General features: G+C 61.7%; 21 protein-coding genes. 12 read left to right on the top strand and 9 right to left on the bottom strand.

The window, feature by feature from the left end:
* The first annotated feature begins 111 nt into the window (after window positions 1-111).
* The 6 genes from ACD590_RS09890 (at window position 112) to ACD590_RS09865 (ending at window position 8,710) form a co-directional block, all read left to right on the top strand.
* Complete coding sequence (locus ACD590_RS09890; RefSeq protein ID WP_018242041.1) at window positions 112-1,200, top strand: LacI family DNA-binding transcriptional regulator; 1,089 nt, start codon at window positions 112-114, stop codon at window positions 1,198-1,200.
* Window positions 1,201-1,619: 419 nt separating this feature from the next.
* Window positions 1,620-3,326 carry a biosynthetic-type acetolactate synthase large subunit gene (gene ilvB / locus ACD590_RS09885; protein ID WP_439002500.1) on the top strand — a complete coding sequence of 569 codons (1,707 nt, stop codon included), beginning with the start codon at window positions 1,620-1,622 and terminating at the stop codon, window positions 3,324-3,326.
* 245 nt (window positions 3,327-3,571) lie between these two features.
* Complete coding sequence (locus ACD590_RS09880; protein ID WP_439002499.1) at window positions 3,572-6,814, top strand: adenylate/guanylate cyclase domain-containing protein; 3,243 nt, start codon at window positions 3,572-3,574, stop codon at window positions 6,812-6,814.
* Between the two features lie 74 nt (window positions 6,815-6,888).
* Window positions 6,889-7,569: a peroxiredoxin-like family protein gene (locus tag ACD590_RS09875; RefSeq protein WP_018242038.1), complete on the top strand. Its 681-nt coding sequence runs from the start codon at window positions 6,889-6,891 to the stop codon at window positions 7,567-7,569.
* A 111-nt stretch (window positions 7,570-7,680) separates the two neighbouring features.
* Window positions 7,681-8,022 (top strand): hypothetical protein, encoded by a 342-nt coding sequence (locus ACD590_RS09870; RefSeq protein WP_026230521.1) that lies wholly within the window; start codon window positions 7,681-7,683, stop codon window positions 8,020-8,022.
* 160 nt (window positions 8,023-8,182) lie between these two features.
* A complete protein-coding gene (locus tag ACD590_RS09865) occupies window positions 8,183-8,710 on the top strand; it encodes a YidB family protein (protein ID WP_018445331.1) in 528 nt (175 codons plus the stop codon).
* A 29-nt stretch (window positions 8,711-8,739) separates the two neighbouring features.
* Here ACD590_RS09865 and ACD590_RS09860 read toward each other — a convergent pair whose 3' ends face one another.
* Window positions 8,740-10,248, bottom strand: a complete 1,509-nt coding sequence (locus ACD590_RS09860; RefSeq protein ID WP_439003524.1) for a winged helix-turn-helix domain-containing tetratricopeptide repeat protein — start codon at window positions 10,246-10,248, stop codon at window positions 8,740-8,742.
* Window positions 10,249-10,395: 147 nt separating this feature from the next.
* On the opposite strand from ACD590_RS09860, the gene ACD590_RS09855 reads away from it, so the two are divergent.
* From ACD590_RS09855 to ACD590_RS09845, 3 genes are all read left to right on the top strand, one after another.
* Window positions 10,396-11,562, top strand: coding sequence for an MFS transporter (locus ACD590_RS09855; protein ID WP_439002498.1), 1,167 nt, complete (start codon window positions 10,396-10,398; stop codon window positions 11,560-11,562).
* A 115-nt stretch (window positions 11,563-11,677) separates the two neighbouring features.
* Complete coding sequence (locus tag ACD590_RS09850) at window positions 11,678-12,166, top strand: MarR family winged helix-turn-helix transcriptional regulator (protein WP_112903097.1); 489 nt, start codon at window positions 11,678-11,680, stop codon at window positions 12,164-12,166.
* The gene (locus tag ACD590_RS09845; protein ID WP_113544163.1) at window positions 12,166-12,846 is read left to right on the top strand and encodes a GNAT family N-acetyltransferase; all 681 of its coding nucleotides are present in this window, start codon (window positions 12,166-12,168) and stop codon (window positions 12,844-12,846) included. Before ACD590_RS09850 ends, ACD590_RS09845 begins: the two co-directional genes overlap by 1 nt.
* A 14-nt stretch (window positions 12,847-12,860) precedes the next feature.
* Here the strand turns inward: ACD590_RS09845 and ACD590_RS09840 are convergent, their stop codons facing one another.
* The gene (locus ACD590_RS09840) at window positions 12,861-15,707 is read right to left on the bottom strand and encodes a M16 family metallopeptidase (protein WP_439002497.1); all 2,847 of its coding nucleotides are present in this window, start codon (window positions 15,705-15,707) and stop codon (window positions 12,861-12,863) included.
* Window positions 15,708-16,007: 300 nt separating this feature from the next.
* Between ACD590_RS09840 and ACD590_RS09835 the strand changes: the two genes are divergently transcribed.
* Window positions 16,008-16,976, top strand: coding sequence for a substrate-binding domain-containing protein (locus ACD590_RS09835; RefSeq protein ID WP_439002496.1), 969 nt, complete (start codon window positions 16,008-16,010; stop codon window positions 16,974-16,976).
* 72 nt (window positions 16,977-17,048) lie between these two features.
* On the opposite strand, the gene ACD590_RS09830 is transcribed toward ACD590_RS09835, so the two are convergent.
* The 6 genes from ACD590_RS09830 to ACD590_RS09805 form a co-directional block, all read right to left on the bottom strand.
* Entirely contained in the window at window positions 17,049-18,314 is a 1,266-nt protein-coding gene (locus ACD590_RS09830) for an ABC transporter substrate-binding protein (RefSeq protein WP_439002495.1), read from the bottom strand.
* A gap of 26 nt (window positions 18,315-18,340) precedes the next feature.
* The gene (locus tag ACD590_RS09825; RefSeq protein WP_439002494.1) at window positions 18,341-19,177 is read right to left on the bottom strand and encodes a carbohydrate ABC transporter permease; all 837 of its coding nucleotides are present in this window, start codon (window positions 19,175-19,177) and stop codon (window positions 18,341-18,343) included.
* Window positions 19,174-20,097 (bottom strand): carbohydrate ABC transporter permease, encoded by a 924-nt coding sequence (locus ACD590_RS09820; protein WP_130652398.1) that lies wholly within the window; start codon window positions 20,095-20,097, stop codon window positions 19,174-19,176. Before ACD590_RS09820 ends, ACD590_RS09825 begins: the two co-directional genes overlap by 4 nt.
* Window positions 20,090-21,337, bottom strand: coding sequence for an ABC transporter ATP-binding protein (locus ACD590_RS09815; RefSeq protein ID WP_130652397.1), 1,248 nt, complete (start codon window positions 21,335-21,337; stop codon window positions 20,090-20,092). The genes ACD590_RS09820 and ACD590_RS09815 overlap by 8 nt, the downstream gene beginning before the upstream one ends.
* The gene (locus tag ACD590_RS09810; protein WP_130652396.1) at window positions 21,334-22,164 is read right to left on the bottom strand and encodes a metallophosphoesterase family protein; all 831 of its coding nucleotides are present in this window, start codon (window positions 22,162-22,164) and stop codon (window positions 21,334-21,336) included. The genes ACD590_RS09815 and ACD590_RS09810 overlap by 4 nt, the downstream gene beginning before the upstream one ends.
* A gap of 198 nt (window positions 22,165-22,362) precedes the next feature.
* On the bottom strand, window positions 22,363-22,758 hold the full coding sequence (locus ACD590_RS09805; protein WP_427148117.1) for a hypothetical protein: 396 nt from the start codon (window positions 22,756-22,758) through the stop codon (window positions 22,363-22,365).
* Between the two features lie 156 nt (window positions 22,759-22,914).
* Here ACD590_RS09805 and ACD590_RS09800 point away from each other — a divergent pair, with 156 nt between their 5' ends.
* Together ACD590_RS09800 and ACD590_RS09795 are read left to right on the top strand one after the other, a co-directional pair.
* Entirely contained in the window at window positions 22,915-23,217 is a 303-nt protein-coding gene (locus tag ACD590_RS09800; RefSeq protein ID WP_193442466.1) for a hypothetical protein, read from the top strand.
* 144 nt (window positions 23,218-23,361) lie between these two features.
* The gene (locus ACD590_RS09795) at window positions 23,362-23,550 is read left to right on the top strand and encodes a hypothetical protein (RefSeq protein ID WP_130652393.1); all 189 of its coding nucleotides are present in this window, start codon (window positions 23,362-23,364) and stop codon (window positions 23,548-23,550) included.
* A gap of 19 nt (window positions 23,551-23,569) precedes the next feature.
* On the opposite strand, the gene ACD590_RS09790 is transcribed toward ACD590_RS09795, so the two are convergent.
* Entirely contained in the window at window positions 23,570-25,819 is a 2,250-nt protein-coding gene (locus tag ACD590_RS09790; RefSeq protein WP_439002493.1) for an alpha-amylase family glycosyl hydrolase, read from the bottom strand.
* Between the last annotated feature and the right edge of the window lie 107 nt (window positions 25,820-25,926).

The following is a 25,926-nucleotide window of genomic DNA, read 5'->3' as shown; positions in this document are numbered from 1 at the left end:
TGCAACATTTCATGCAATTGCCAGCGCTTTCAGATAGATGCTAATATTAATTAGCCGAAACGACGATCAATCCACCCGACCCTATTATCCCGAGAGAGACAGTTTCCACGAATGCGAAAACCCAAGACCCAAAATAAGCCTGCGCGCGTGACGATGATGGACATCGCCGCGGCGGCTGGCTGCTCGCAGGCGGCCGTCTCCTTCGTCCTCAACGACACGCCCGGCACCCGTATCTCACAGCAGACGCGCGACCGCGTATGGGAGGCGGCGCGCGCGCTCGGCTACATGGAGAAGACCTATACGACGAAGGCCTCCTATTCGGGACTGGACAACGTCATCGGTTTCGCCGTGGATCAGCTCGCCACCAGCCCGGAAGCGATCGTTGCGATCGAAGGCGCGCGGCAAGCCTCCTGGAACGCCGGCAATGTCCTTTTGGTAACCCAGACGCTCAGTGATCCCGTCATGGAGCCGAAAGCAATCGAGGCGTTGACGAGCGGAGGCATATCGGCGCTCATATATATGACAATCTATACCCGCCAGGTGGAGCTTCCTTCCTATGTCCGCAAGCTTAACATCCCGACGGTCCTGCTGAACTGTTATACGGCGGACCATGCTTTTCCCGCCGTGGTGCCGAGCGAGATCGCGGGAGGGCAGAGCTCCACGCGACATCTGATCATGCATGGACACCATCGTATCGCGACGATCACCGGCGAAATCTGGATGCAGGCTGCGCAGGACCGGCTGACGGGATATCGCCGCGCGCTGGCGACCGCCGATATACCCTTCGATCCGGAATTGGTCATTGAAGGCGACTGGTCGGCCAGTGCCGGCTATGCCTCCACGATGAAACTGCTTGCTTTGAAAGAGCCGCCCACCGCGATCTTCTGCCAGAACGACCGCACCGCCATCGGGTGCTACGAAGCGCTCAAGGATGCAGGGCTTCGCATTCCCCAGGACATGTCGGTGGTGGGTTATGACGACGAAGAAATTTCACGACATCTCGTACCCCCGCTGACGACTTCGGTCCTTCCACATCTTGCCATGGGGCAATGGGCGATCGAACATCTCAACCCGGAAAGTACGCCCGGCAAGCGCTATCCGATTGCGAAGCTCGAATGCTCGCTGGTTAATCGTCACTCCGTAGCCGCGCCGCGGGCCGAGGCGCGGCAAATCCTCGATGGCGCATATACCTCGCCATAGGATTTGGGTTCGCGCCGGGACCGAACGCCGCCGGCTGGCTCGGAACGCCTGACCGGCGCACGTTGGAGGAAGTGGTCGAAATCGCTTCGCGGGCGATAGAACGAGCAGAGTTTGCCTTTGGTCGATAGATTGCGAGCGGTTCGCCCCCTGCCCTTGCGTCGCCACTGACCGAACCACTGATCTCAAAAATTCTCAACCACAGATAAAATCTTCGCAGAGACGTCGTTGACGACGTGTAGATTTGGAGCTAGCTCTATCGGCCATGAAAATCGCAATGGTTCTCGTAGTGGTGATATCGCGCATGGGCAGGACGGTCTGATCGTCCGGCAATAGCCACCCATGCGCCGAAAACAGGTCCCTGACGGGGCCTTTTTTATGCCCCGTCGCACCTATCACTTCACTCACGACGGAACCCAGATATGACCGGCGAGAAAGCCAACTTTTCCCCCAATACCCCTTCAGATCGTCTCCTGAACGGCGGCGAGATCGTTCTGCAGGCGCTGCGCGACAACGGTGTCGAACACATTTTCGGTTACCCCGGCGCCGCGGTGCTGCCGATTTATGACGAAATCTTCCAACAAGAGGACATCAAACATTTCCTAGTGCGCCATGAGCAAGGCGCCGGACACGCAGCCGAAGGCTATGCCCGCTCGACGGGACGAGTTGGCGTCATGCTGGTGACATCGGGACCAGGCGTTACAAATGCGGTCACGGCGCTGCAGGATGCCCTTATGGATTCCATTCCGATCGTCTGCCTCTCTGGTCAGGTGCCGACAAGCCTGATCGGCACGGACGCTTTTCAGGAATGCGATACGGTCGGCATCACCCGTCCCTGCACAAAGCACAATTTCCTGGTCCAACACATCGACGATCTGGCCAAAACGATCCATCTGGCGTTCCGGATCGCGGCGGCCGGTCGAGCCGGCCCTGTTCTCGTCGACATGCCCAAGGACGTGCTCTTCGCCAGCGGCACCTACGTCTCACCTGACGAGGTATCTCCCCTGCCGAGCTACCAGCCCGCAATGCAAGGCGATCAGAACGCGATCCCGGCGGCTGTCGCATTGATGGCCGAAGCCCGGCGCCCCATCATCTATACCGGCGGCGGCGTCATCAACTCGGGGCCGGAGGCGTCGCGATTGTTGCGTGAGCTCGTCGACCTCACCGGCTTTCCCATAACGTCCACCATCATGGGGCTTGGAGCCTATCCCGCCACCGGGCCGAACTGGCTGCGCGTCGCCGGACAGGGCGGCTCGCATGAAGCCAATATGGCAATTGGTGATTGCGAGCTGATGATCGCCATCGGCGCGCGCTTTGACGACCTTGCGACCTCGCGCATCCATGAGTTTTCGCCTCACTCGAAGAAAATCCACATCGATATCGATGCCTCGTCGATCAACAAACGCGTTCCCGTCGATATCGGCATTCAAGGCGACGCCGCGCACGTGCTGGCGGATATCCTCCATGCCTGGCGGTCACTTTCCTCTGTCCCCGACCAGAAGCGGCTGCGGGCGTGGTGGACACAGATCGACCATTGGCGAGCCCGCCATTCGTTTTCCTACGAGCGGCTGGACCATACAATCATGCCGCAACACGCCCTAGAGCGTCTGCATGCGCTGACAAAGCCACACGACCCCATCATCGCCACGGAGATCGGTCAGCAGATGTGGGTGGCGCAGTTCTTCGGGTTCGACAAACCCAATCGCTGGATTACCTCAGGGGGATTGGGGACCATGGGCTTCGGTCTTCCTGCCGCCCTGGGGGCGCAGCTCGCATATCCCGGCCGCCTTGTCATCGACATTGCGGGCGACGCGTCGGTGCAAACGACGATGAAAGAGCTGTCGACGGCGATACAGCATCAAGCGCCGATCAAGATCTTCATCTTGAGCGACGAGCATCCGGGCATGGCGCGAGAATGGGGTCAAGTGCCGGATGGCAATGGTCGATCGCGCCCTTATTCGGCCTCGCTGCCCGATTTCACCAAGCTCGCCGAAGCCTATGGTGCCGTCGGCCTTCGTTGCGAGAGCCCTCGCGAACTCGATGCCAGGATTGAGGAGATGATCAACGTGGACCGGCCGGTGCTCTTTGACTGCCGGGTTGCAAGGCTCGCCGACGCCCATCCGCAGTGACGGCGGATGATCGACACTCCAAAAGCAAGCCGTGCGATCCAGCAGCCGCCGCACGGTAAGTCCATTCGTTCGTGAACGCTCATGACGCCAAGATCGCCGTTCTCGAGCTGCCGAAGCTGTCCCCCGATCCGCCGCTTGTTTAGTGCTTGCGGGCCTGGGGCAGCAGGTTCATGCTTGTCCCCTGTCTGAGGCCTGCTGGTTGCGGCTGAAATAGCCGTACATCGGGGTTTCGTGAGATGCGTCCGATGGAGTGCAGCGGCTGCGGGTTCGATATTCAGAGCGGTTTTGCTTTCTGTCCGCGATGCGGCGCAAAGCAACCACTCTCCTGTGCTGCCTGCGGCCATCCTTGTCAGCCCGATTTTGCCTTCTGCCCCCGATGTGGTGCGTCGATACCAGGCACAGCGCAGCCCGCATCGAAGCCGAAGATCGAGGCGGTCCTGTCGAAATCGGAGGGTGACGCCGACCGGCGGCCGGTGACCGTGCTCTTTGCCGATCTCTGCGGCTTCACGACGCTGAGCGAGCAGATCGACCCTGAAGTCATGCGGGTGCTGCAGAACGAATTGTTCGAAGAGATGACCCAGGCAGTCGAAGCCTATGGCGGCTTCGTCGACAAATTCGTCGGCGATGCGCTGCTGGCGCTGTTCGGCGCGCCGGTCGCTCATGAGGATGATCCCGTCCGGGCGCTCGGTGCCGCACTTGACATGATCGGTCGAGCGACGCAGGTCGGCGAGCGCTGGCATGCACGCGCCGGTGTGCCGCTGCGTCTGCATATCGGCATCAATAGCGGCCCTGTCGTCACCGGTGGCTTCGGTGCGGTCAGTACAAAATCCTATTCCGTGACCGGCGACACGGTGAATACCGCCCAACGCCTGCAGTCCATGGCCGGCGAAAACGATATCCTCGTCGGGCCGCTGACCTATCGCCTCACTCGCCACGCCTTTGCCTTCGAGAGTCTCGGCGCGCAGGCGTTGCGCGGCAAAAGCGGAAACGTCCTTGTCCATCGGCTGACCGGGCTGTCGGAAGCGCCGCATACGGCACGCGGGCTCGAGAGTCTCGGCCTTCAGGCACCGATGATCGGACGGGATACGGAAATGTCGCGGTTGCTGACATGCCTCGACCTTGCCTGCGGCGGCGCGGCGCAGCTTGTCCGGCTGATCGGCGAAGCGGGCATCGGTAAGTCGCGGCTAGTCAACGAATTCGTCGCGATTGCCGGCAGTGCTGCCCGTTTCCAGGGCCTCGCCATCCGCAAAGCGACCTGCTCTCCGCTCGGCGAACAATCCTATGGCACGCTCGGCGCGGTCGTGCGCAGCGCCTACGGCATCGGCGAGCGGGATGATCTCGACAGGGCGCGGCAATTGCTGGCAACGGGGTTCCGCGCGCTCGATCTGACCCAGGATGAGGTCGAGGGACTTTTGCCGCTGTTTCTACATGTCCTCGGCCTCGGCGATCCCGATGGCGCGTTGCGGTACATCGAGCCGGAGCAGTTGCGGCGGCAGATCTTCTATGCCGTCCGCACGGTCTTCGAGCGGCGGCTGGCGCAAGGTCCCCTGCTGCTTGTCATCGAGGATCTGCACTGGGCGGACGCCACCTCTCTGGAAGTGCTTCGCTTCATGATGGACCGGCTGGAGCGCAGCCGGTTGATGCTACTTGCGGTCTACCGGCCGACATCGCAGACCGACCCTCTGGACTCCAATCGTGTCAGCGTCACCGTGCAGCGTCTTGCCCCACTCTTTGTGGCCGACGGGCAGAAGCTGCTTGCTGCGTTTTTTGGCGTGGATCATGGCAAGTTGCCGGCCACGATGCGCAAGCGCATCCTCGACCGCGCCGGCGGCAATCCGCTTTTCATCGAAGAAATCCTTCGGGCGTTGATCGACATGGGCACGTTGCACAATGACGGCCAGCGCTGGCATGTCGCAGCGGAAGACACGGATGTCGATATCCCGGTGAACCTGCAAGCCCTGTTGCTTGCCCGCGTCGATCGTCTGCCACAGGAGATCAGACGGCTGGCGCAAGAGGCGGCAGTGGTCGGCCCGAAGTTCGATACCGCCCTGCTCCGCACCGTCGCCACAGAGCCGGCCGCCATCGATGCTGCATTGGATCATCTCTGCGATGCCAATATCATCGAAGAATTGCGCGGGCCCGATGCGGGGCAATCGCCGGGCTATCGCTTCAGCCAGACGCTGATGCACGACGTCATCTATCACAATCTCCTGCTGCAACGGCGCATGGAACTTCATCGACGGATCGGCCAGGTTCTGGAACGTCAATATGGCGCAGCACCCGACCGGCCCGAGCACCTGGCGCAGCTCGGCCATCACTTCAGCCTGACCACAGAAAGGGCCAAGGGGGCCAGCTATCTGATGGCGGCGGGCGATCTGGCGCGCAAAACCTACGCCAATGACGATGCGATGCGCCTCTATCGTCAGGCCCTTGCCGCCCTCGCAAACGAGGTGGAGGTTACACCAGAGCAACTGGCGCTGCTGGAGCGTCTTGCCGATCTCTGCGGTCCCGCCGGTCTCCGCGACGCTGCCTTGAACCACTATCAGCGAGCGCTTGCGATCCACCGCAACAACAACCCTATCGCCGCAGCGCGGATATTGCGCAAGGTCGGCCGTTTGCATCTCGATGCAGGACGCCGCGATCAAGCGGAGACACATTTGGCCGAAGCCGAAGCAATAATCGCAACAATCGATGCGCCGGTCGAACGTGCACATGTCCTACAGGAGCGCGGCCATCTGGCCTTCCGCATGGGGGATCAGGCCGCTGCCGCCGAGTGGGCGACGCTGGCACTGCAATCCCTGCAAACGCTGCCAATCGACGGGACAACCGAGGCCGGACGGGAGACGGCACGAGCGATGGCGGAGGCGCTGAACACCAAGGGTGCGGCCTTTGCGCGGCTCGGACGTCGCCGCGAGGCCGTGCAGGAAGTAGAGCGCAGCCTCTCGGTCGCCGAAAAGGCCGATCTGCAAAGTGCTGCCTGTCGCGCCTATTCCAATCTCGGCGTTCTCTACACGATTGTCGATCCGGCCAACGCCATCAAGATCTGCCGGCGCGGACTGGAGCTTGCGACCCGTATCGGCGATCTCGGCTTCCAGGCGCGGCTTCTCGCCAACCTCGCAGTTGCCTGCTGCACCTTCACCGATCGCTGCGCTGCCGAGGGTGTACCGGCTGCGGAAAAGGCCGTCGAAATCGACCGGGCACTCGATCAGCGCGACCATCTCTCCGTACCGCTGATCGTGCTGGGCCAAATTCATCAGTGCCACGGGCAGCCGAAGCTAGCTCGTAAGTATTACGAGGAAGCCCTTGAGGTTGCGAAGGAAATTGATGAACCGCAACTGCTCTTCCCGTGCTATGATGGCTTGGCGACACTCAGCCTTGAGCATGACGACATGGACGAGGCGGAACGGTATTTCACCCTGGCACAGGATGTGTGCATCCGCCACAACCTCGATCCTGGCACGCTCGTCGTCCTGCCGTTTCTCGACTGACTTGCCCTCGTTTCAGTGATCGCCGGAGATCGATTAGGCAAATCGATTCAACAATATAAAGGGAGGAACGAAACATGCATGAGAACCACGCCGGAAGACCGCTAAAGCCGGGAGATCGCGCGCCGAACGTGGTGCTGGACGCAATCACCCGCCAGGGCAAGGTCGCCATCGACGATTTTCGCGGCCAGAAACCGGTGCTCGTCGGCTTGTTCCGCGGACTGCATTGCCCGTTCTGTCGCCGGCAGATTGCCGCCATGGCCGAACTCACCGATGCCTTGCAGGAGAAAGGCATCGACAGCCTGACCGTTGTCAACACGCCGATCGACCGCGCTCGCCTCTATTTCCGCTACCATCCGCTTCCCAATCTGCTGGCGGCCTCGGATCCGGAACGGGTATCGCACAAGGCCTTCGGCCTGCCGAACCTTGAGTTTACCGAAGACGAGAATGACTGGCCGCACAAAATCAGCATGAGTGCGGTGACGTCGATGCGCATCGACATGCCGGACGAGCTTCCAGCGCCCATGGACCTGATGGCGGCGGTGGACTACCTCGACAAGGCGGACGGCTATGAATTCACCGAGGACGACAAGCAGATGATCGCCACCGGCCACGGCCAACTTGTCGGCGAATTCCTGCTCGATCGGGATGGAATCGTGCGCTGGTGTTTCACGGAAGTGGAGGAGGATGGTCGCCATATGTTCGGCGGTCCCGCCCCTCGGGAAGTGATGTCGGCAGCGTCGAATATGGCTGTTTGAAGCGAATGATCTGGGACGGCGCGGCGTGCCCGCGCCCATTCCACTTATCTTGAGGAACAAAACTCGCATGTCGATGTTGTCCTTGCGATGGCATGGCCATGGGAGGTACTCATGCGGAAATCACTTCAGTTCATACTCATCGGCTCGGCGGCCTTAACCGGGTTGACGATCTCGCCGACGATCGCGGCGGCGCAAGATTTGGAGTTGCGTGTCGGCCCCGGTGGCCTCGGCGTTTACGAACGTGATCGCGACCCTGATCGATATGACCGATATGACCGGCGCGGACCACGGGGCTGCGATCCTGACGACGCTCTCGACATCGCACGCAGCGAAGGGTTTCGCAGGGCACAGATCGTACGCATGTCTTCCCGCACTATCGTTGTGCAAGGGATGACGCGCCGTGGACCGGAACGAATGACCTTTGCAAACAGGCGAGGTTGCCCGGAAATCTGACCGCTGCGTGAGCAACGAGGTGGACGGCCGGGCCTTCGAGGCCTCATACCAATGCGGACGGCGCGGCCTTGTTTCCAAACCGGCGCGGAACCTTTGAGCACTCAGGACATTGCGTCCTTGCGGCGCGCCGCGCTGCAGGAGCACCATAGGAGGATTCATCATGATGAGCGGTCAATTGAAGGCGCTTCTCGCCGTCCTTGCCGTTGCCGGCTACCAAAACAGAGACAAGATCGGGGAGCTCCTGCGGGGCATCCAGAACCCTCAGCAGGCGGGCGCAGGAAACCAGCAGCCCGGCGGACTTGGGGGCCTTCTTGGCGGACTGGGCGGCTCGGGTGGTCTCGGCGGCCTTCTCGGTGGGCTGACATCAGGCGGTATCGTCAGCGGTGGTCTCGGCGACCTGCTGAAGACGTTTCAGCAGAATGGTCAGGGTGACAAGGTGGAGTCGTGGATACAGCCCGGTCCGAATGCCGACATCGATGACGGCCAGCTCGCGGAAGCACTAGGTCCGGACGTTCTCAACGAGATCGCTGCCAATACCGGCCTTTCGCATCAAGAGATTCTTGGGCGACTGAAGCGCGATCTTCCCAAGGCTGTCGACGACCTGACCCCAAACGGAAAACTGCCCACCGCCGAAGAGGACTTTTTGTCTTCCGCGAGCCAATCAACTGCGCGGCCCGGCACCGTCTAACATCGAGCCGTCTTCGAGGCGCGCCGGCGTCACTCCGGAAGCCCCGCCTTGCGGTAGCCGTCAACGAAATGCTCAAGCGTTCGAGCGTCGCGGAAGGGTTCCGTCGCCGCCCAGTGGCGGGTTGAAAAATGCGGGTTGGCGACGAGGAACAGTTCGGCCTCGGCGCGCGCCTCGTCCAGCCGGCCCAGTTGGGCAAGACTTGCCGCCAGGAAACGGCGTGAGCTTGTCCGATAGGTCTCGTCCCTGCGCAGCGTCTCGACGGCGGCTTCGTATTGGCCGGCGGCATATTGCGCCTGGCCGAGCGCCAGATAGTACCAGCTTGCCGGAAACGGGTTCAGCCGGAAGGCCTTGGCAATATGCTCAAGACCTTCCCCGACCCGCCCGGCCAAGACCGCAATGTCGGATAGTGCCGCAAAGGTGTCGGCCTCGTTCGGGTCGAGTTCGATCGCCTTGGCGAATTCCGCATCCGCCTCGGCAAAGCTGCGCTCATAGGCAAGCAGGTAAGCCAGGATCCAGCGGCAGCCGGCATCATTAGGATCGATCGCGACGGCCTTGCGCACCAGCTCCAAAGCTAGGCTACGGGTGGGTTGCGTTGGTCCGCCGGAATGCACCTCTCCCATCCAGTGGTTCATGGCAAGCCAGCGATAGGCCTCGGCATAGTTGGGATCGAGGGAAATCGCGCGCGTCAGCATCAGATGCGCTTCCCGCGCCGTCTGCGGCGTATCATCCATCAGCCTGCGCGCCCGCACGCAGAGATCGTAAGCCTCGAGATTATTGGGCCGATTGCGCGATGGCGGTGCCCGCAGCCGCCCGAGCAGCGCTTCGACGATCTTGCCAGTCACCTCGTCCTGAACGGCAAAGATATCTTCGAGGCTGCGATCGAAGCGTTCCGCCCATAGATAATCGCCACTTGCCGCATCGACCAGTTGAGCGTTGACGCGCACGTGCCCTGCTACGCGCCTTGCGCTTCCCTCCAGAAGGTAGCGCACGCCGAGCTCCTCGGCGATCTCGCCTACGTCCCTCGCCTTTCCCTTATAGGCGAAGGCCGAGTTGCGGGCGATGACGAACAGGCCCGGTATCCTGGACAGGTCGGTGATCAGGTCTTCGGTCAGCCCATCCGTGAAGGATTCCTGTTCGGGATCGTTGCTGATATTCACGAAGGGCAGCACCGCGATCGATGGTTTGTCAGGCAGCGGCAAAGCTTTTCGCTTCACGCCGCCAAGTTGATTGATGGCGCCTATGAAGCGGTAGCCGACGCGCGGCACCGTGGAGATCCATTCGCCGCCGTCACCGGTCGGACCGAGCAGCTTGCGCAGTTGCGCGATCTGAACGGTGAGGTTTCCTTCCTCGACCGCCCTGCCCGGCCACGCCGCATCCATCAACTCGGCCTTACCAAGGATTTCGCCGGGCCGCCCGACGAGTGCGGCAAGCAGCATTACCCCGCGGTGGCCAACGGCAACGGGATCATCGTTCCGAAGGAGCGTTCCCGCAGCCGGATCAAGCACGAACGGTCCAAAGGCAAAACGCGATCCCTGCATGAGGCGCATTTATAATCCGTTTGGACGTTTTTGAGAACTTTTTGGGAAAGCTTAAGTACGGCACTCCCGGCCTCCTACAGAATTCATCCTCTTTGACGTTGAGGCTCCCCGGCCCCTCACACCATACGGTCTTACGAGGACATCTGCATGACTGCCGAAAGCATCACATCAGCGCGCACTGATCGGATCCCATGGGCCGCCATGGCGGGTATCATCGCGACCGTCACGGTATTCGCCGTGGCACAGGGGCTGACCTATCCGCTGCTCAGCTTCATCCTGGAGCGGCAGGGAACGACATCCGGCCTGATCGGCCTGTCGGCGGCGATGACGCCGTTGGGTTTTATCCTATCCGCGCCCTTCATTCCGGCGCTGTCGCAGTGTCTGGGCGGGGCGCGGCTGGCGATCCTGTGTTCGATCCTGGCTGCCCTCACCCTGATTACGATTGCCTGGATGCAGGACATCTGGGCCTGGATGCCGCTGCGCTTCCTGCTCGGCTTCTTCGCCAATCCGCTTTACGTGATCAGCGAAACCTGGTTGATTTCGATCACGCCGGCGCCGCGCCGGGGCCGGATCATGGGCCTCTATTCATCGATCGTTTCGGGTGGCTTCGCCATCGGCCCACTGTCGCTCGGCCTCACCGGCACCGTGGGATGGCCGCCCTTCATGATCGGCATTACGGCCTTTGTCCTCTGCGGCCTGATCGTGCTTGCCGTCGCCGCTCGCCTGCCCGTGATGCCTAACGAAGGCGAGGCAACCTCGGTCGGAGGCTTCTTCGTACTGGCGCCGCTGCTGCTGTTTGCGGTTTTCACGGCCGCCGCCTTCGAGCAGATTCTGCTTTCCCTGTTCGCGGTCTATGGCTCCGCACTCGGCAGCGCCGAGGGACGCATCGCGTCGCTCATCACCTGTTTCATCGCAGGCAATGCCGCGCTGCAGATTTTGCTCGGGCGGGTCGCCGAACGGTTTGGCTCGACGCGGATGATGTTATTCTGCGTCCTGGCTTGCCTGGCCGGCTGCCTGCTACTGCCGTCGGTCTTCACCACGTGGCTCATCTGGCCGCTGCTTTTCGTCTGGGGCGGGGTCTCGTTCGGGATCTACACCCTGTCGCTGATTCAGCTCGGCGAGCGTTTCGCCGGTCAGGCCCTGATCGCCGGTAACGCGGCCTTCGCCTTGGTGTGGGGCATCGGCGGCATCGTCGGCTCGCCCGCGACAGGACTGGCGATGCAACTGATCGGACATCAGGGTCTGCCATTGTCGCTTGGCCTGCTCAGCTGCGTGCTGGCGGTGTTTCTGATGACCAGGAAATGGCGGGGCTGATAGAGGCACTTGCTCGTGCTACCCTTCCCCTGGTCTCATCTGCCGACCACCTTCGAAGAATTGCAATTTAATGCATAACATGTTATATAACATCCAATGCAAATGGAGAGTCGGCATGGTCGAGGATGTTGTCCGGACGCTGGGGTTTCTCTGCATGGGCAGCCGGCTGCGGCGCATCGGAGAAAGGCTGCAGGCCGATACGCAGCAGGTCATCGACGAGGCCGGTCTCAGCATCCAGGCGGGCCAGTATCCGTTCCTTGCAGCGATCGACCGGGCCGGACCGCTGACGATCGGAGAGCTTGCGCAGGCGGTGGGCATCACCCAGCCCGGCGCAACGCGGACCACCGGCCAGCTTCTCGAACTGGGTTACGTCGACATGCAGCCGGCGCCGGACGATCAGCGTCGCAGGCTGGTCTCGCTGACCGACAAGGGACAGGAGCTCGTCGATCATTCGAAGAAGGTGATCTGGCCGCGCATCGCCGCCGCCGTTGCCGATCTCTGCGGCGATCTCGACGGGCCGATCCTCGAACAGCTGGCCGCCATCGAGGACGGGCTTGCGGTGGCGCCGCTTGCGCGCCGCAGCCCTGTCAAGGAGGAAGGATGATGAAACATATTCTCGACCGGCCGATCTGGAGCGCACTAGAAACCGCACACGCAGATCTCGCAGAAGGCAATGAGAAGGCACGGCGATACCCGCCGTCGATCGTCCCCTTCGCGGCGTCCGCCGACGATGCGCCGGAAAGCCTCGACGCCCTGGAGGAACTGCCGGCGCCGGAGGAGAGCATGATCCTCGTCGAAGCCGGGCCGATCGCCATTCCACCGAGCCTGGCTATCGTCACAGAGGCATCGGTGGTCCAGATGGTGGCCGAGCGGCCCCATGAGAGGATTTCAGATCCCCGCATCGAGCCCCTGACGGAGACCGATGCCGCCGACATGCTGGCGCTGGCGACACTGACCAAACCCGGGCCGTTCACCCTGCGAGCCCAGAGCCTCGGCAGCTTCTGGGGGATCAGAAGCGAGGGCCGCCTGGTGGCGATGGCCGGGCAGCGGATGCGGCAGACTGGCTTTACCGAGCTTAGCGGACTTTGCACCCATCCCGATTTCCAGGGGCGCGGCCTCGGCACCCTGCTCTTCCGTTTCGTCGCCGGCGAAATCGCGTCCACCGGCGACACGGCCTATCTACATGCCTATGCGGCGAATACCTCGGCCATTTCCCTCTACGAAACCCAGCGCTTCGCTCTTCGCTCGGAAATGAACATGCGCGTGGTCAAACGCCGTTCGTGAGCGGAGCTCACGACCTATCGTACCGCCGCCGGCAGCACCTCGAATTTCCAGAATTTTTCAGGGCTGAAATAGGCCGTGGCAAACGCGCGGATATCCCCGGCAGTGACCTTGCCGTAGCCGCTGAGACTATCGCGTATCCGGTCTAAACGACGAGAATCCTCTTGGGCGTGGTGCAGGTATGCGATCCAATATTCGTTGCTCTGCTGCTGATGCTTCAATGTCTCGATGATGGGTTCCCGGGCGCGCGCGAGCTCGTCTTCGGAGACGTCATGCGACCGCAGATCATTGGCGGTCTCGTCGACAAGTGCATAGAAGCGCGCAACCTTTGCCGGGTCGGTCTCGACGTAGAAATATGCGTAGCCGTAGCCCGGGATTTCCCTTGACAGGTCAACGTCGCCCTGCACGGCATAGCTTGAGCCTTCTGCAATGCGAAACTGGTCGATCAGCCTGTTTTGGATAATCTGGGTGGCAATATTGGCGGTGAAGGACCGCGGCAGATCGGAGAGCAAATCGCCGATGGAAGCTCCTACCGCGGCGGCGGCGTTATCCGCCCTGCCGTTATGGGTCTGCAAGACGGGCTTCTCGGTCGTCGCCGGAAAGCGCACGTCGTCCCGATCGTTGCTCAAGGCCGCCTCCGGGCGCGGCGGTAAAGCGCCAAAGGTTTCAGCCGTCAGCCGGATTGCGTCGTCCACGGTTACGTCGCCGACGATGGTGATGTCGATCGGGCCATTGGAAACCATAGGCCGGAACAGCGTCGCGAATTCGTCTGGCTTGGCGGCGGACAACTGCGCGCGGTCGGGGAAGGTCCAGCGCGGGTCGCCGGAATGCAGGAGACCTGCGAAATCGCGGCTGAAAACGCCGCCGGGCGACGCGTCATACTGATCGAGGCCGCTCAAATAGGCCTGCTGCACACGCTTGAACACCTCGGGGCGATAGGCGGGATCGGAGGTGTATGCGCTCATCAGCTGCAACTGCGTCGCAAGATCTTCAGTCCGTGTACGACCGTCGAACCTGAAGGAACTGTCGCCGACCGAGAAGTCGACGCCGACAATGTTGGCCGTCAGCGCTTTCTGTATATCCTGGTAATCCATAGCCTTTACGCCAGACAGCACGACGGCCGGAGATGCCCAGATCGCGGCGGAACGGTCGTGCGGCAGGTCCAACCGACCGCGGCCGATATCTTCGCGCACCAGCACTTCATTGGCACGCAGCTTGGTTGGCTTGACGGTAAGCCGTACGCCGTTGGAAAAGCGCAACATGGTCAAGCCGAGATCTTCAACCGCACGACGCTCGACCACAGCGCCCGGTAAGCCGAAGTGGGTGTAGGGCCAGGCCACGTCAGTTGCACCGGATGGTGCCGAGACGGCAATGGCCTTTGAAGCGTCATAGACCTGCCGAACCGTGTCGGCTCCGCCCTCAGGTGATTGGTCCGCCTGCAGCACGACCTGCGGACCGGTGCCGGAGAAAGCACGCTCCAGGGCCTGATTGACCTCATCCGCCGTGACGCCGTTCGTCATCGTCTCGAACATCGAGAGGTCTTCGGCGGGTGAGGTGAAGACTTGATCGTCATCGACGCTGCGAGCCAGCATGGAAGCAATGTCGGTGGTCATCCGCGTCGCGGCTCCGGCCGCAGCAGCTTGCAGGGCCGAGCGATATTCGCGGATTTCGCGATCGATCTCTGCCTGCGCAACGCCGAACTCCTGGATCCGGCGCTGTTCCTGGTCAATGGCCGTGAGCGCCGCCTGCCATTTGTCCGGCTCCGAATTTGCCGCGATCAGGACGACATGGGCGGAATCGAGGAGATCCTGGGAGCCGACGTCCGCGCTGATGAAAGGGGCATCCGCCTTGCTGGCGATGGCGCTCACCCGACGTTTGAGCACCAGGAAACCGAGATCCTCGATAAGCCCAGCGCGGCGCTTGGCGAAGGTGTCAGGCGCGGCGTCATAGGGACGCGTCCAGGCGATCTGTATGCTGGTCATGCCGCCGGGGACGACGATGACCTCGGCGCTTTCGCTTTTCGTCACAAGCGTGCCAAGATCCGGTTTTGTCGGCGCCGGACCCACGGCATCCCAGTCGCCGAAGCGCTGCCGGATTTCGACTTCCATGGCGGCGGGGTCGATATCGCCCACCACTATCAGCGTTGCCCGATCGGGTCGGTAATTGGCCCGGTAATAATCACGGACGAGGTCTACGGGCGCATTGCTGATGATGTCGGCTTTGCCGATCGGCGCGCGCATGGTCGCGCGCTGGCCGGCGAGCAGCGAATTCATGATTCCGAGTGATGCGCGATACTGCGGCGTGTCGCGCAACCGCTCCTCCGACAGGATGACGCCGCGTTCGCGATCAAAGGCGCTGGCATCGAGGGTCAGCTCGCTCGCCGTGTCGCGCATCAGCATCAGGCCCGTCGAAATTGTGTCTGCATCGACCTCGGGCAGATCGAGCGCATAGACGGTCTCGTCATAAGAGGTATGGGCGTTGGTGTCCGGTCCAAAGGCCAAGCCCTTGCGCTGCAAGATACGGACCATCTCCCCTTCGGCGACATGTGTCGAACCCTTGAAGGCCATGTGCTCGAGAACATGCGCCAGGCCCTGCTGGTCGTCGTTTTCGTCGAGCGAACCGGAGCCAATGCGAAAGCGGATAGCTGCCTGTCCGGGCGGCGTGACATTGCGCATGATCGCAAACCGCATACCGTTGGCGAGCGTGCCAAAATGCACGTCGGACTCGGCTTGGATGTCGCTTTGCGTTTGCGGCCAGGGCACGGACGGGGTGTCCGCATAGGCTGGCAACGCGAAGTTTGCGACAAACGAGGCCGTCGCTAAAATCCGCCACGCCGTGGAGCATTCCATTTTTTTGTAAGACATTCTTGTCCAGGTGATGAGAATGAAGTGGGTAGATGGCGTAAACTTGACTATTCCACAGGTTGCATTCCCCAGCAACTTCCTTGTGTGTGAATAAATAAGAAGTCGATAATTCTGCCTAGAACAGGATGATTTTAGGCCCGGTCGGCCTAAATCTGAATCCTGTTCTCAATTAAAGAGTTAAGCATGATGTCGTCCGAAAACCGTTCACACTTTTCGGCATCATGCTCTGGGTGTCAGATCATTGTCATCGAACCCGCCTAAAGGATTGCGCCTCGATGCTGTCACCAGGAGGCGCTTTCGATGGCGACATTGGAGCAGGTCGCATTCCGGGCAGGCTGCTCGCTGGCGACCGCAAGCCGTGTTCTCAACCGCAACGGACCAGCCAGCGATTTGATGGTGCGCAAGGTGCGCCGCGCGGCCGCGGAACTCGGTTATCACTCCGCCGGCCGGCTGGGGCGCAGGCCGGTGGTCGGCGTGCTGATCCCGAGCATCACCAATCCGGTCTTTGCCTCGTCGCTGTCAAGCATCCAGAACCGCATGCTGGTGGCCGGCCACGGCGTCTTGATCGCCCAGTCGAATTACGATCCGGCGCGCGAGGCCGATGCCGTCGCCGCACTCTTGAACGACCGGCCGACCGGGCTGATCCTCACTGTCTGCGATCCATCGACCAGCAAGGCGCTGCTTGCGAAGCTGCCGCCGACCGTGCTGCTCAACAACCTGCCGACGGCGCAGTTTCCGGCGGCTGTTACCGCCGACAATCGCGGCGCGGGCCGCGAGATCGCAAGCTTCCTGATCGGCATGGGCCATCGCCGCATTCTCTTTCTCTCCGGCAATTTCGCCACCTCCGACCGCGCCCATCTTCGCTACCGTGGTTATCTCGACGCGATGGCCGAGAACGGGCTGACACCCCTCGATGCGGTGCAGATCCCCTTTGTCAGCGGTTATGACCAGCTCGATCTTGGCGTCGCGATGAGCGCCCTTGCGCCGACGGCGATCATCGCCTCCAATGATCTCCTGGCACTCGGCGTCATCGGTGCGCTGAAGCGCGAGGGGCTGTCGGTGCCTGGAGATGTTTCAGTCGCCGGCTTCGACGGCATCGCCATCGGCCGGCTGATCGATCCGCCGCTGACGACCATCGAAATGCCGGATGCCAGCATGGGCGCGACAGCTGCCTCGCTGCTGCTCGACATGGCGGAGAATGCCGCGCCCGCCCGCCATCTCGACGTCGCCTATACGCTGCGCCGCGGCGGCACGGTGCGCGCCATCTGACGCTTGCAAAACAGGAAGGCCGCCACAAGCTCGGCGTGGCGGCCCTGCCCTATTCCCAGTAAGTAAAGGCGATCAGCTGCGCGGCAGCATGTCCTCGACGTCAGCAGCTGCGTCGTCGAGTGCTTCCTTCGGTTCGGCCGACTGGTCGACGATGCGCGAGAGGTTGTCGACGATCGTCTGCGTGACCTTGACGCCGTTCGAGCCGGGGAAGGCATACCACGGGGTCATCACCGGCATCTGGCTGAGGCCTGCCTGGAACAACGGGTTCTGCTTGTAGAAGTCGCCGAGATAGTCGACAGATTTCGCGGCGAGTTCGTTGTTCGGGACATAGCCGGTGCCGGGGACGACGACGGAGGCGCCGTAGGGGCCGGCAGCGAATTTGGCAAACTTCCAGGCAGCATCCTGCTTGGCGGCGTCATGCGTCAGGATGACGACGGCGTTGCCGCCGGTCGGCAGATGTCCGTTCACCGGATCGATCAGCGGGATCTTTGCCGTGCGCAGATCGAACTTGTTGCCGACATTCTTGATCGTGTTGCGCAGCGCGCCTGTTGTCTGGAACTCGAAACCGACCTTGCCGGCTGCAAAAGCCTGTTCGCCGGCGGCCTTGGTGAACACAGGCATGCCGCCTTCGGTAACCAGGCGATGCAGGACCTCGACGGCCTTCTGGCCTTCCGGACCGTTGAAGGCGACCTTGCTTTCGTCATCGCTCAGCATCTTGCCGCCGGCGCCGAAGAGCAGGGCCGAAAACATCCAGTCATCGCCCTGCCAGCGGAAATCGATGCCATCGACACCATTGCCGAGCGCCTTGATCTTGCCGCCGAGCGCGATGACCTCATCCCAGGTTTTCGGCGGGTTTTCAGGGTCGCCACCGGCCGCCTTCACGAGATCGGCGTTGTAATACATGATCGGGTTCGAGGTCGCGAAAGCCAGGCCCACCTGCTTGCCCTTGACCTGGGCGAGCTTGAGGATCGTGTCGGAGAAGCCCTGCTCCGCCATGTTGCCGTCCTTCTGGACGAGCGGGCCGAGGTCGACGGCGACGTCGCGTTCGTCGAGCATGCGCAGGCGGTTGAGGCCGATGAAGGTGATATCGGGCATTTCGCTGGTGCCGACCTGGCGAAGGATCGTCTGGATGCCTTCCTCATAGGTGGCCGACGGGCTGGCGAACTGGATCTTGATATCGGGATTTTCTTCCATGAACTTCTTCGAGATCGTGTCCATCACGTCCTTGAAGAAGCCCGGCATCGGGTAATGAACCGTCAGCGTCGTCTCGGCATGCGCGGGAAGCGCGATTGCCATCGAGACGGCCGCTGCGGCGAGAAGCTGGGTGATATGTTTCATCGCTCGTTCTCCTGGGTTGAAACCGGTCAGCCTTTGAGACCGGTCATGGTGATGCCCTCGACGAAGCGCTTCTGCGCAAGCAGGAAGGCGATGACGAGGGGAAGGGTAATGATGAGGGTCGCCGCCATCAGCGCGCCGTAGTCGTCGCCGGCCTCGGCGGCGCGGAAATACATCAAGCCCAGCGGCGGCGTGGCGTAATCCTGCTTGCTGATGACGATCAGCGGCCAGTAGAGATCGTTCCAATGGGCGACGACCGAAAAGATGGCGAAGGCGGTGACAGCCGGCCAGGCATTCGGCACGATGACGCGGGCGACAATGCCGAGTTCCGACATGCCATCGAGACGCGCGGCATGGATGAGGTCATCAGGCATGGCGCGGAAGAACTGCAGGAACATGAAGATCGCGAAGACCGAAATGGTGAAGGGCGCGACAAGGGCGGCATAGCTGTTGAGCAGCGCGGCGCGGTCGAAGGCGACATAAAGCGGCAGCGCGGTCGCATGAATCGGCACCAGCAGACCGAGCATGACAAGCACCATCATGGCGCGGGCAGCGCCGAAGCGCAGCTTTGCCATGGCGTAGGCGCAAGGGATCGCCACCAGCACCTGGAAGAAGGAGATCAGCCCGCAGACGACGACACCGTTCCACAAGAGCTGCGCCATCGGCACCCGGCTCAAGGCCTTGGTGAAATTCTCGACATAGGTCAGGTGCGCCGGGAACAGCGACAGCGACGAGGTGAAGATGTCGCTTTGGGCCTTGCCTGCCGTCGAGATCATGAAGACGTATGGCGACAGGAAGATCATTGCGCCGAGGGAAAGCAGTGTCAGCCGGATGATCCTGCCGAGGGAAAGAGCGCTCGTCATCATGTGTAATGCACCCGGTGATCGAGAACGCGGTACTGCAGGAACATCAGCACCACCAGGATCAACAGAAAGACCACCGTCATCGCCGAGGCATAACCGACGCGCAGATAGACGAAGCCTTCCTGGTAGATCGTGAAGAGCAGCACTTCCGACGCCTTGTTCGGGCCACCCTCGGTCAGCGTCTTCACAGTCTCGAAGACCTTGACTGAATTGGTGATGCTGATGGTGATGACGAAGAGCGTCGTCGGCCCGAGCATTGGCCAGGTCACGAGCAAGAAGCGGTCGAGGGAGGATCTGGCCCCATCCACTTCGGCCGCCGCGTAAAGCTCGCGCGGGATCGCCGTCAGTCCGGCGAGGAACAGCACCATGTTGAAGCCGGCCGATTGCCAGACGCCGATGATCGAGAGGCTGTAAAGCACCGTGCCGGAGCTGCCGAGCCAGTTCGGGCCGGGAAGGCCGACGAGGGCCAGCAGCGCGTTGAGCGGGCCGATTGTGGGGTGGAACATATATTGCCAGACGGTCGCCATGGCGACGATCAGCGAGGCGACCGGCAGGAAATAGGCAGTGCGGAAAAAGCTGCGCGCCTTCGTCTCGCTCTCGATCAGCATGGCGATGCCGAGGCCGAGAAGGATCGAGACGGGTGCGACGATCGCCGTGTACACTGTCGTATTCCACAGCGACTTGCGAAACGTGCGGTCGGTGATCAGATGCGCGTAATTCTCGAAGCCGACGAAACGGAACTTGCCGTAGCCGAGTTCGAAATCGGTGAAGCCGAGCACGATGACTGATACAACCGGCAAAAGCACGAAGAGGAACAGCAGAACCATCGCCGGCATCACCAGCATCCAGGCGATGCGGGCCTCGCTGCGCCGATGCGCAACGGCGGCATCCTGCGGCACGGCCATGGAGACGATGCTAGCCATGCGCCCTCTCCCGCTGAGCATCGCTATCGGCGAGCCCGGCATCGCTTGCAGCAAGCCCGGCATCGCTTGCAGCAAGCCCGGCATCGCTCTTGGCGAGCCCGGCATCACCCATTGCAACGCCGCCGGCCAGCCGGCTGCCGTCCTCGGCAAAGATCAGCGTCCGGCCGGGCGAAAGCCGCAGCCCGACCGGATCTCCGGCCACAAGGCCGGAGGCTTCGGCCGGTTGAACTTTGGCGACGATAGTCTCGCCGATCGCTTCGAGCCGGCAATGGAGGATGACTTCGGAGCCCAGGAATTCGACGCGTTCGGTCCGGGCGGCAAGGCCGTCATGCCGGCTCTTGGAAAGAAAGACGAATTCGGGGCGAATGGCGATCGTGACCGGCATCTTTCTGTCAGGTGCATTTTCGAGCGTCAGGCGCAGGCCGCCGCAGAGAATGACGCCGCCTTCGGCAAAGGCCGGCAGCAGATTGATGCGCGGCTGGCCGATGAAGCGGGCGACCTCGATATGGGCGGGATCGTCATAGATCACCTCGGGGCTGGCAATCTGCAGCAACTTTCCGCCCATCATCACAGCGACCCGGTCGGCCATCGACAGCGCTTCCGCCTGGTCGTGGGTGACATAGAGCGTCGGCACGCCGGCGCGGCGATGCAGGTCAACGATCTCGCCGCGGGCGTGGACGCGCAGATTGGCGTCGAGATTGGAGAGCGGTTCGTCCATCAGGAAGATGCTCGGCTGGCGCACCATGGCGCGGGCAAGCGCCACGCGCTGGCGCTGGCCTCCCGACATCTGGCCGGGCTTGCGGTCGAGCAGGTGATCGATCTTCAGCGACGTAGCCATATCCCTGACGTCGCGGGCGATCGCCCTGCGGGTGGCGCGCTGGCCCGGATTCAACGACCCGATGAAGGGCAGCCGCTGCATCCTCGACAGCCGGCGCATCGCTAATGGCACGGCGATATTCTCAGAGGCAGTCAAATGCGGATAGAGCGCGTAGGACTGAAAGACCATGGCGATGTTGCGGTCGGCGGCCTGAACGCCAGACATGTCCTGCCCGCCGATCAGGATCTCGCCGCGGTCGGCATGATCGAGGCCGGCAAGGACGCGCAGCAGCGTGCTCTTGCCGCAGCCGGAAGGGCCGACCAGCGCGATGAATTCGCCGGCGGCGACATCCAGGCTGACGCCATCGAGGATCTGGTTGCCGCCGAAAGCCTTGGTGATGCCGCGAAGCGAGAGCGCGCTCATTCGACGGGCTCCCGCTGCTTCACCGCCTGGGGATAGACCTCGTGCACGACATCGTCGAGCACATATGCGGTCATGCCGGGAACGGCAACGATCATGCTTTCGACTGTCGTATCGAATTCGTGGACGACTGCGCCGATCAGGCGTTCGCCCGGCATCTCGCGCTCCATCTTGTCGATGATGAAGGCGGCCGACGGACCCCATGTCAGCTGGGTATTGTCAAAGCGCCCCTGCCAGGCCCAGTGAAGATGGCCGCTCGCAAACAGCGCCACGTCATGAGCCGCGATCAGATCATAGAGCCGCCGGCGCTGAGCCGGGCGAACGCTCCAATATCCAGTATCGCCTTCGTCGGGGGCATCGACGAAGAGCGGCTTGTGCGCGAACAGCGCCACGCGCCGCCCTGCCCTGTCGGAGAGCGCCTGATGGAGCCATTCGAACTGAGCCTCCTCCTCGTCATCCTCATGACCGAGAAGCAGCGAGTTCAATCCGATGAACCGCCAGCCGGCCGCATCCTCCAGCCAGCGGTCGTCGCCGGCAAGGCTGCGCCAGCGGGACAGCCGCTCGGCATTGACGGGCTGGTCCGATCCCTTGAGGTGGCCGACATCATGATTGCCGGGCACGATCAGCATTGGGATCGATACCTGGCGCATCAGATCCATCGAGAAGGTGATATCCGCGTCCTTGTCGGCGCCGTCGACGGTGAGATCGCCGGTATGGACGATCAGGTCTGCGCCGGTCTCTTCGATCCAGGTCAGAAGCGGCGCCCAGTTACCGTTGAAATGCGGCTTGTCTGGGCTGAAGTGGGTGTCGGTGATCTGAATGATTTTCATGGGCGCGTCTCCGAGACGTCGGCAGCGCGTCACCCGCGCCCCTTCTCGTGCCCTCTCTAGAAGGCTCCCATGTCAATCACACAGCTGAAGTTTTCAGCTGTTTTTCAGTTTTGACATCAATCTGTCATGCAAGAAGAAGGCTGCCCGCGGGAACCGGGGCAGCCTTCGCCTGCATCTGGAATTGAGATCGCGGCGAAATCAATGCCGTGGTGCGTTGGCGGGAATGGACGACACCGTTGCCGAGACCGGGTCGCTTGCAGGAAAGCTGTCCTCAAGGCCCTCATCGAGTTCCTCTTCCAGCGTTTGCTTGTCGCCGGCCGAGCGCGCGCTCGGCTGACCGATCAAGCCCTTACTGCCTTCGTCGAAATTGCCGTTGCTCAAGGCATCGTAGCGATTGATGCTGCCGTCTGCTTCCGCGCCGGCAAATGCGGTCATCTGAACCATCATGACCTTGGCGCGGTCGACCGCCGTCGTATTGTCGAGCTCGCCGTGGGAGTTGTCGATTTTGACGGAAATCGATTCTCCTCCCTCGCCCAGGAATTCGACGGTGAAGATGTCGCCGGCCTGTGTCACTCGCGTATCGATCAGCTGCATGGAAACCTCCTGTGTTCATGCACTCAACGGCCATCCAGGTCCGGAGTTCCACGGCAACGCCATTTCCGCGCAAGGCGATGGGTCACCGAGCAAATGGGCCAGCTCGGAACAAAAAACGCTTATGCGAGTTCACAGGCAGTTCAACAGGTCGCATCCATGCCGAAATCGCCGCTATCGCCTTCGGAGAAACGCTCGTTCTCCAATATTCCAGCAGACCAGAAACTCGCTTTGATATCGAGCTATTCGGAGGCACTGCGTAAGCTCGCGAGATCGACTGAGGCGGTCGGACGCGCCGATATGCTACCGAAACTGATCCAGGTGGCGGACGGACTGGACGGAATGGCAACCGCGATTGCCGAGACGGAGGCCGGAACCGAGGTGATGGCGCGTACAGCGCGGCTGATCCGGGCGACCGAGGGGATGCTGGCATCGATGTCCTCGTCATCAATCGTCCACTAATGTCAGCCCTTGCGAGGATGACGGGATCGATAAGGCGATACCCTTGCCCTTAAGCTTTATGGTTAATTTATTAATAATTCGGGGTTTATAAACGGAACCAGACGGCCTTTTCGAGTGTTGATGGTGCGCCGTGGAGGAACCCGGATGATCCTGAAAATTCTTGCCCCCAAGCTCGATGCCGATTGCCATGACACCGGCACCTGGCCCGACGGGATCTTCGCCGAAAACCGGATCGATCTGTCCGCTCGCGGCGACAGCCGTCGTCGCTCGCCGCATGAGCGCGATTACGGCAATGACAGGAAAGTCGAAAATCTGCCGCTCGGCTTCGTCTGACCGTTCCGGGCGTGGCGCGTCACAGCCTGCGAAAGACCAGAACGCCTGATGCCGGCAGCACGGCATCGAGCACTCCTGCTGTCGCTCTAATTCTTCCGCCGCCGTTGCCGACGTTCCAGCCGCCATATTTGTGAGCATCGGTATTGAAGATCTCCTCCCAGAGATCATCCCCCAGACGTTCGCTGTGCAGCCGGTAGCCGTGTTCGAAGGGAGCGTCGTTCAGCGACCCCACGACAAGGAAATCCTCGCCGTCGTCCCATCGATGAAACGCGATCACCCGATTTTCGTCGTGAACCAGGGGAATGGCGATATTGCGCGAGCGAATGGCGTCCTGGTGGATGCTGAGCGCAATCAGATCGCGATAACAGCTGATCATCCCTGCCCCGTCACCATCCGATTCGCCGAGAATATTCTCCCGGTTCTCGAGGAAATCATTGTAGCGATAGGGCTTCTGGGCGCCGATTTCCTCGCCCATGAAAAACATCGGCGTCCCAGGTGACAGCAGCGTCATCGCCGCTGCGAACCTCGATCTCGCCTCCGCCCATGCCCGGGTCTCGCCGACAACAGGCGCGAAGTTGACCGCAATAACCGCCGTTCGTGCCGATCCTTCACGATTGCCGCAATCGTCATGCGACTGGTTGTAGACCACCTTGGATCGCGCGCTCGTCTGCAATGCGCCGGCAAAAGACGACATGGTCAAAGCCCGCTTGTCTCCGAAACCGGCATTCTTCAACAGCTGCGCCTGTGCGCCGCCGTGATATTCGACGAGGTTGTGATGAAAATCGCCGTACCAGGTCGCATCGAAGCCGAGTCCGTCGCCGGTCAGGCTTGGTTCCGTCATCGCCGACCAATCCGAATAGTCTTCGGCCGTCAGGAAAAGCTGTGGCTTGATCAGCCGCATCGTGCGGGTCCACTGCTTCAGGAATTTGGCGCCGAAGGCGGCAGCCCGATCGGCGCGCCGGCCGTCGGCATGCAGGACCGGATATTGATGGATCGAACTCGGCTGATCGAGCCGGAAACCATCGATATGGCAGACGGAGACGAGGAATGCAGCGCTCGAGATGAAAAGCTGGCGGACGGCTTCCTCATCGAAGCGAGGCGCCCACCCCGTGGAGATGTTGTCGATGTAGCCGCCTCTGGGATCGGCGTAGTCGCCGGGATTTCCCTCATACCAATAGTAGATATTGCGGGTGTGATCGTTGGAATCATAGGCCCATTGCGCCCGCTCGCCATCCGGATCGAAGTGATTGTAACAAACATCGAGGATGACGGCGATGCCGCGCTGGTGGCAGACCTTGACGAACATCTTCAGGCGGTCGGTGCCGCCAGCACCCTGGTCGGCGGCAAAGAAATGCGAGGTGCCGTAGCCCCAGTTGGCCCGGGTCTCGAATTCCGCAATCGGCAGCAATTCCACGGCGTTGACGCCGAGCGCTGAGAGATGCTCGACGAAGGCGATGGCATCATCAAGCGTGCCGGGCGCGGCCTTGCCGAAACCGAGGGCGCCGACGTGCAGTTCATAGATCACCAGATCCTCGAGCCGATCGGGAAGCTTTCGGCCAGCAATGAATTCGTCAGCCCAGAAGGCCTCGGCGGCAAGCTCCTGCCCGGACGGGAGCACCACCCGCTTCGGGTCGCAGACGACCGAACAGCTTTGCGGTCCGTCCAATGCCGCCGGCGATCCGTGATAGGTTGCTCCATCGGGATCGAAGTCTCCGGCGCCAATCTGCATGAGGGACCAGATATCGGTGCGGTAGGCGAGCGATCCATCATCCTTGGTAACGCGGTACATGTACGGCGTGCCGACCATGCTGTCGAAATCTAAACGGCCATCATCGTCGCCGGTTTCGGCGATCCAGAATCCGTCGACGGTTCTTCGCATTTTGATGGTTGCGACCGCCCCGGTGCCGTCATCGGCGATATAGCCGATGGCCGGATCGGCCAGGACCAGCAAGACATCCTGGGCGTTCGGCGCCCAGACCGAAAAGCGGATGCCATCGGCAGCGTCGCGCTTTTCAACCCGGTTCGCTCCCAGGCGGCCGATCCATGTCAGATAATAGGTCTGCGGCCCGATCCCCTGCTGGAGATCGAACGAGCGTTCGCGACGCGACGAGGCCTCGTCGTCCAATTCGCCGGCGATCGCCCACAGGCTTGAAGCGCCGGGTCGACCCAGTTCGATCCCCCATCGAAAATGCGTGCCGATCTCGTCATCGGGAAAGGGAACCCTGATGACAAAGATATCATAGCCATCCTCGTCACGAGAGCACTGCATAGGAACAGACGTCCAATCATTCGAGGGGTGACCTTGCTCGTCCCAACTTCCGGAGACGGACATTGTCGAACGCCAGTAATGGCAAGCCGCTGCGAAACCGGAATTGA

Origin of the sequence: Rhizobium sp. 862_C5_N1_2, assembly GCF_051811205.1 — a bacterium.
GTDB lineage: Bacteria > Pseudomonadota > Alphaproteobacteria > Rhizobiales > Rhizobiaceae > Rhizobium > Rhizobium leguminosarum.
Note: the sequence above shows the minus strand (reverse complement) of the source record. Positions and strands in the feature narration are given on the sequence as shown.

Excerpts from the sequence above, each read along its gene's own strand:
- ACD590_RS09890 (WP_018242041.1), top strand. The coding sequence starts at position 112 with ATGCGAAAACCCAAGACCCAAAATAAGCCTGCGCGCGTGACGATGATG.
- ilvB (WP_439002500.1), top strand. The coding sequence starts at position 1,620 with ATGACCGGCGAGAAAGCCAACTTTTCCCCCAATACCCCTTCAGATCGT.
- ACD590_RS09880 (WP_439002499.1), top strand. The coding sequence starts at position 3,572 with ATGGAGTGCAGCGGCTGCGGGTTCGATATTCAGAGCGGTTTTGCTTTC.
- ACD590_RS09875 (WP_018242038.1), top strand. The coding sequence starts at position 6,889 with ATGCATGAGAACCACGCCGGAAGACCGCTAAAGCCGGGAGATCGCGCG.
- ACD590_RS09870 (WP_026230521.1), top strand. The coding sequence starts at position 7,681 with ATGCGGAAATCACTTCAGTTCATACTCATCGGCTCGGCGGCCTTAACC.
- ACD590_RS09865 (WP_018445331.1), top strand. The coding sequence starts at position 8,183 with ATGATGAGCGGTCAATTGAAGGCGCTTCTCGCCGTCCTTGCCGTTGCC.
- ACD590_RS09860 (WP_439003524.1), bottom strand. The coding sequence starts at position 10,248 with ATGCAGGGATCGCGTTTTGCCTTTGGACCGTTCGTGCTTGATCCGGCT.
- ACD590_RS09855 (WP_439002498.1), top strand. The coding sequence starts at position 10,396 with ATGACTGCCGAAAGCATCACATCAGCGCGCACTGATCGGATCCCATGG.
- ACD590_RS09850 (WP_112903097.1), top strand. The coding sequence starts at position 11,678 with ATGGTCGAGGATGTTGTCCGGACGCTGGGGTTTCTCTGCATGGGCAGC.
- ACD590_RS09845 (WP_113544163.1), top strand. The coding sequence starts at position 12,166 with ATGAAACATATTCTCGACCGGCCGATCTGGAGCGCACTAGAAACCGCA.
- ACD590_RS09840 (WP_439002497.1), bottom strand. The coding sequence starts at position 15,707 with ATGTCTTACAAAAAAATGGAATGCTCCACGGCGTGGCGGATTTTAGCG.
- ACD590_RS09835 (WP_439002496.1), top strand. The coding sequence starts at position 16,008 with ATGGCGACATTGGAGCAGGTCGCATTCCGGGCAGGCTGCTCGCTGGCG.
- ACD590_RS09830 (WP_439002495.1), bottom strand. The coding sequence starts at position 18,314 with ATGAAACATATCACCCAGCTTCTCGCCGCAGCGGCCGTCTCGATGGCA.
- ACD590_RS09825 (WP_439002494.1), bottom strand. The coding sequence starts at position 19,177 with ATGATGACGAGCGCTCTTTCCCTCGGCAGGATCATCCGGCTGACACTG.
- ACD590_RS09820 (WP_130652398.1), bottom strand. The coding sequence starts at position 20,097 with ATGGCTAGCATCGTCTCCATGGCCGTGCCGCAGGATGCCGCCGTTGCG.
- ACD590_RS09815 (WP_130652397.1), bottom strand. The coding sequence starts at position 21,337 with ATGAGCGCGCTCTCGCTTCGCGGCATCACCAAGGCTTTCGGCGGCAAC.
- ACD590_RS09810 (WP_130652396.1), bottom strand. The coding sequence starts at position 22,164 with ATGAAAATCATTCAGATCACCGACACCCACTTCAGCCCAGACAAGCCG.
- ACD590_RS09805 (WP_427148117.1), bottom strand. The coding sequence starts at position 22,758 with ATGCAGCTGATCGATACGCGAGTGACACAGGCCGGCGACATCTTCACC.
- ACD590_RS09800 (WP_193442466.1), top strand. The coding sequence starts at position 22,915 with ATGCCGAAATCGCCGCTATCGCCTTCGGAGAAACGCTCGTTCTCCAAT.
- ACD590_RS09795 (WP_130652393.1), top strand. The coding sequence starts at position 23,362 with ATGATCCTGAAAATTCTTGCCCCCAAGCTCGATGCCGATTGCCATGAC.
- ACD590_RS09790 (WP_439002493.1), bottom strand. The coding sequence starts at position 25,819 with ATGCAGTGCTCTCGTGACGAGGATGGCTATGATATCTTTGTCATCAGG.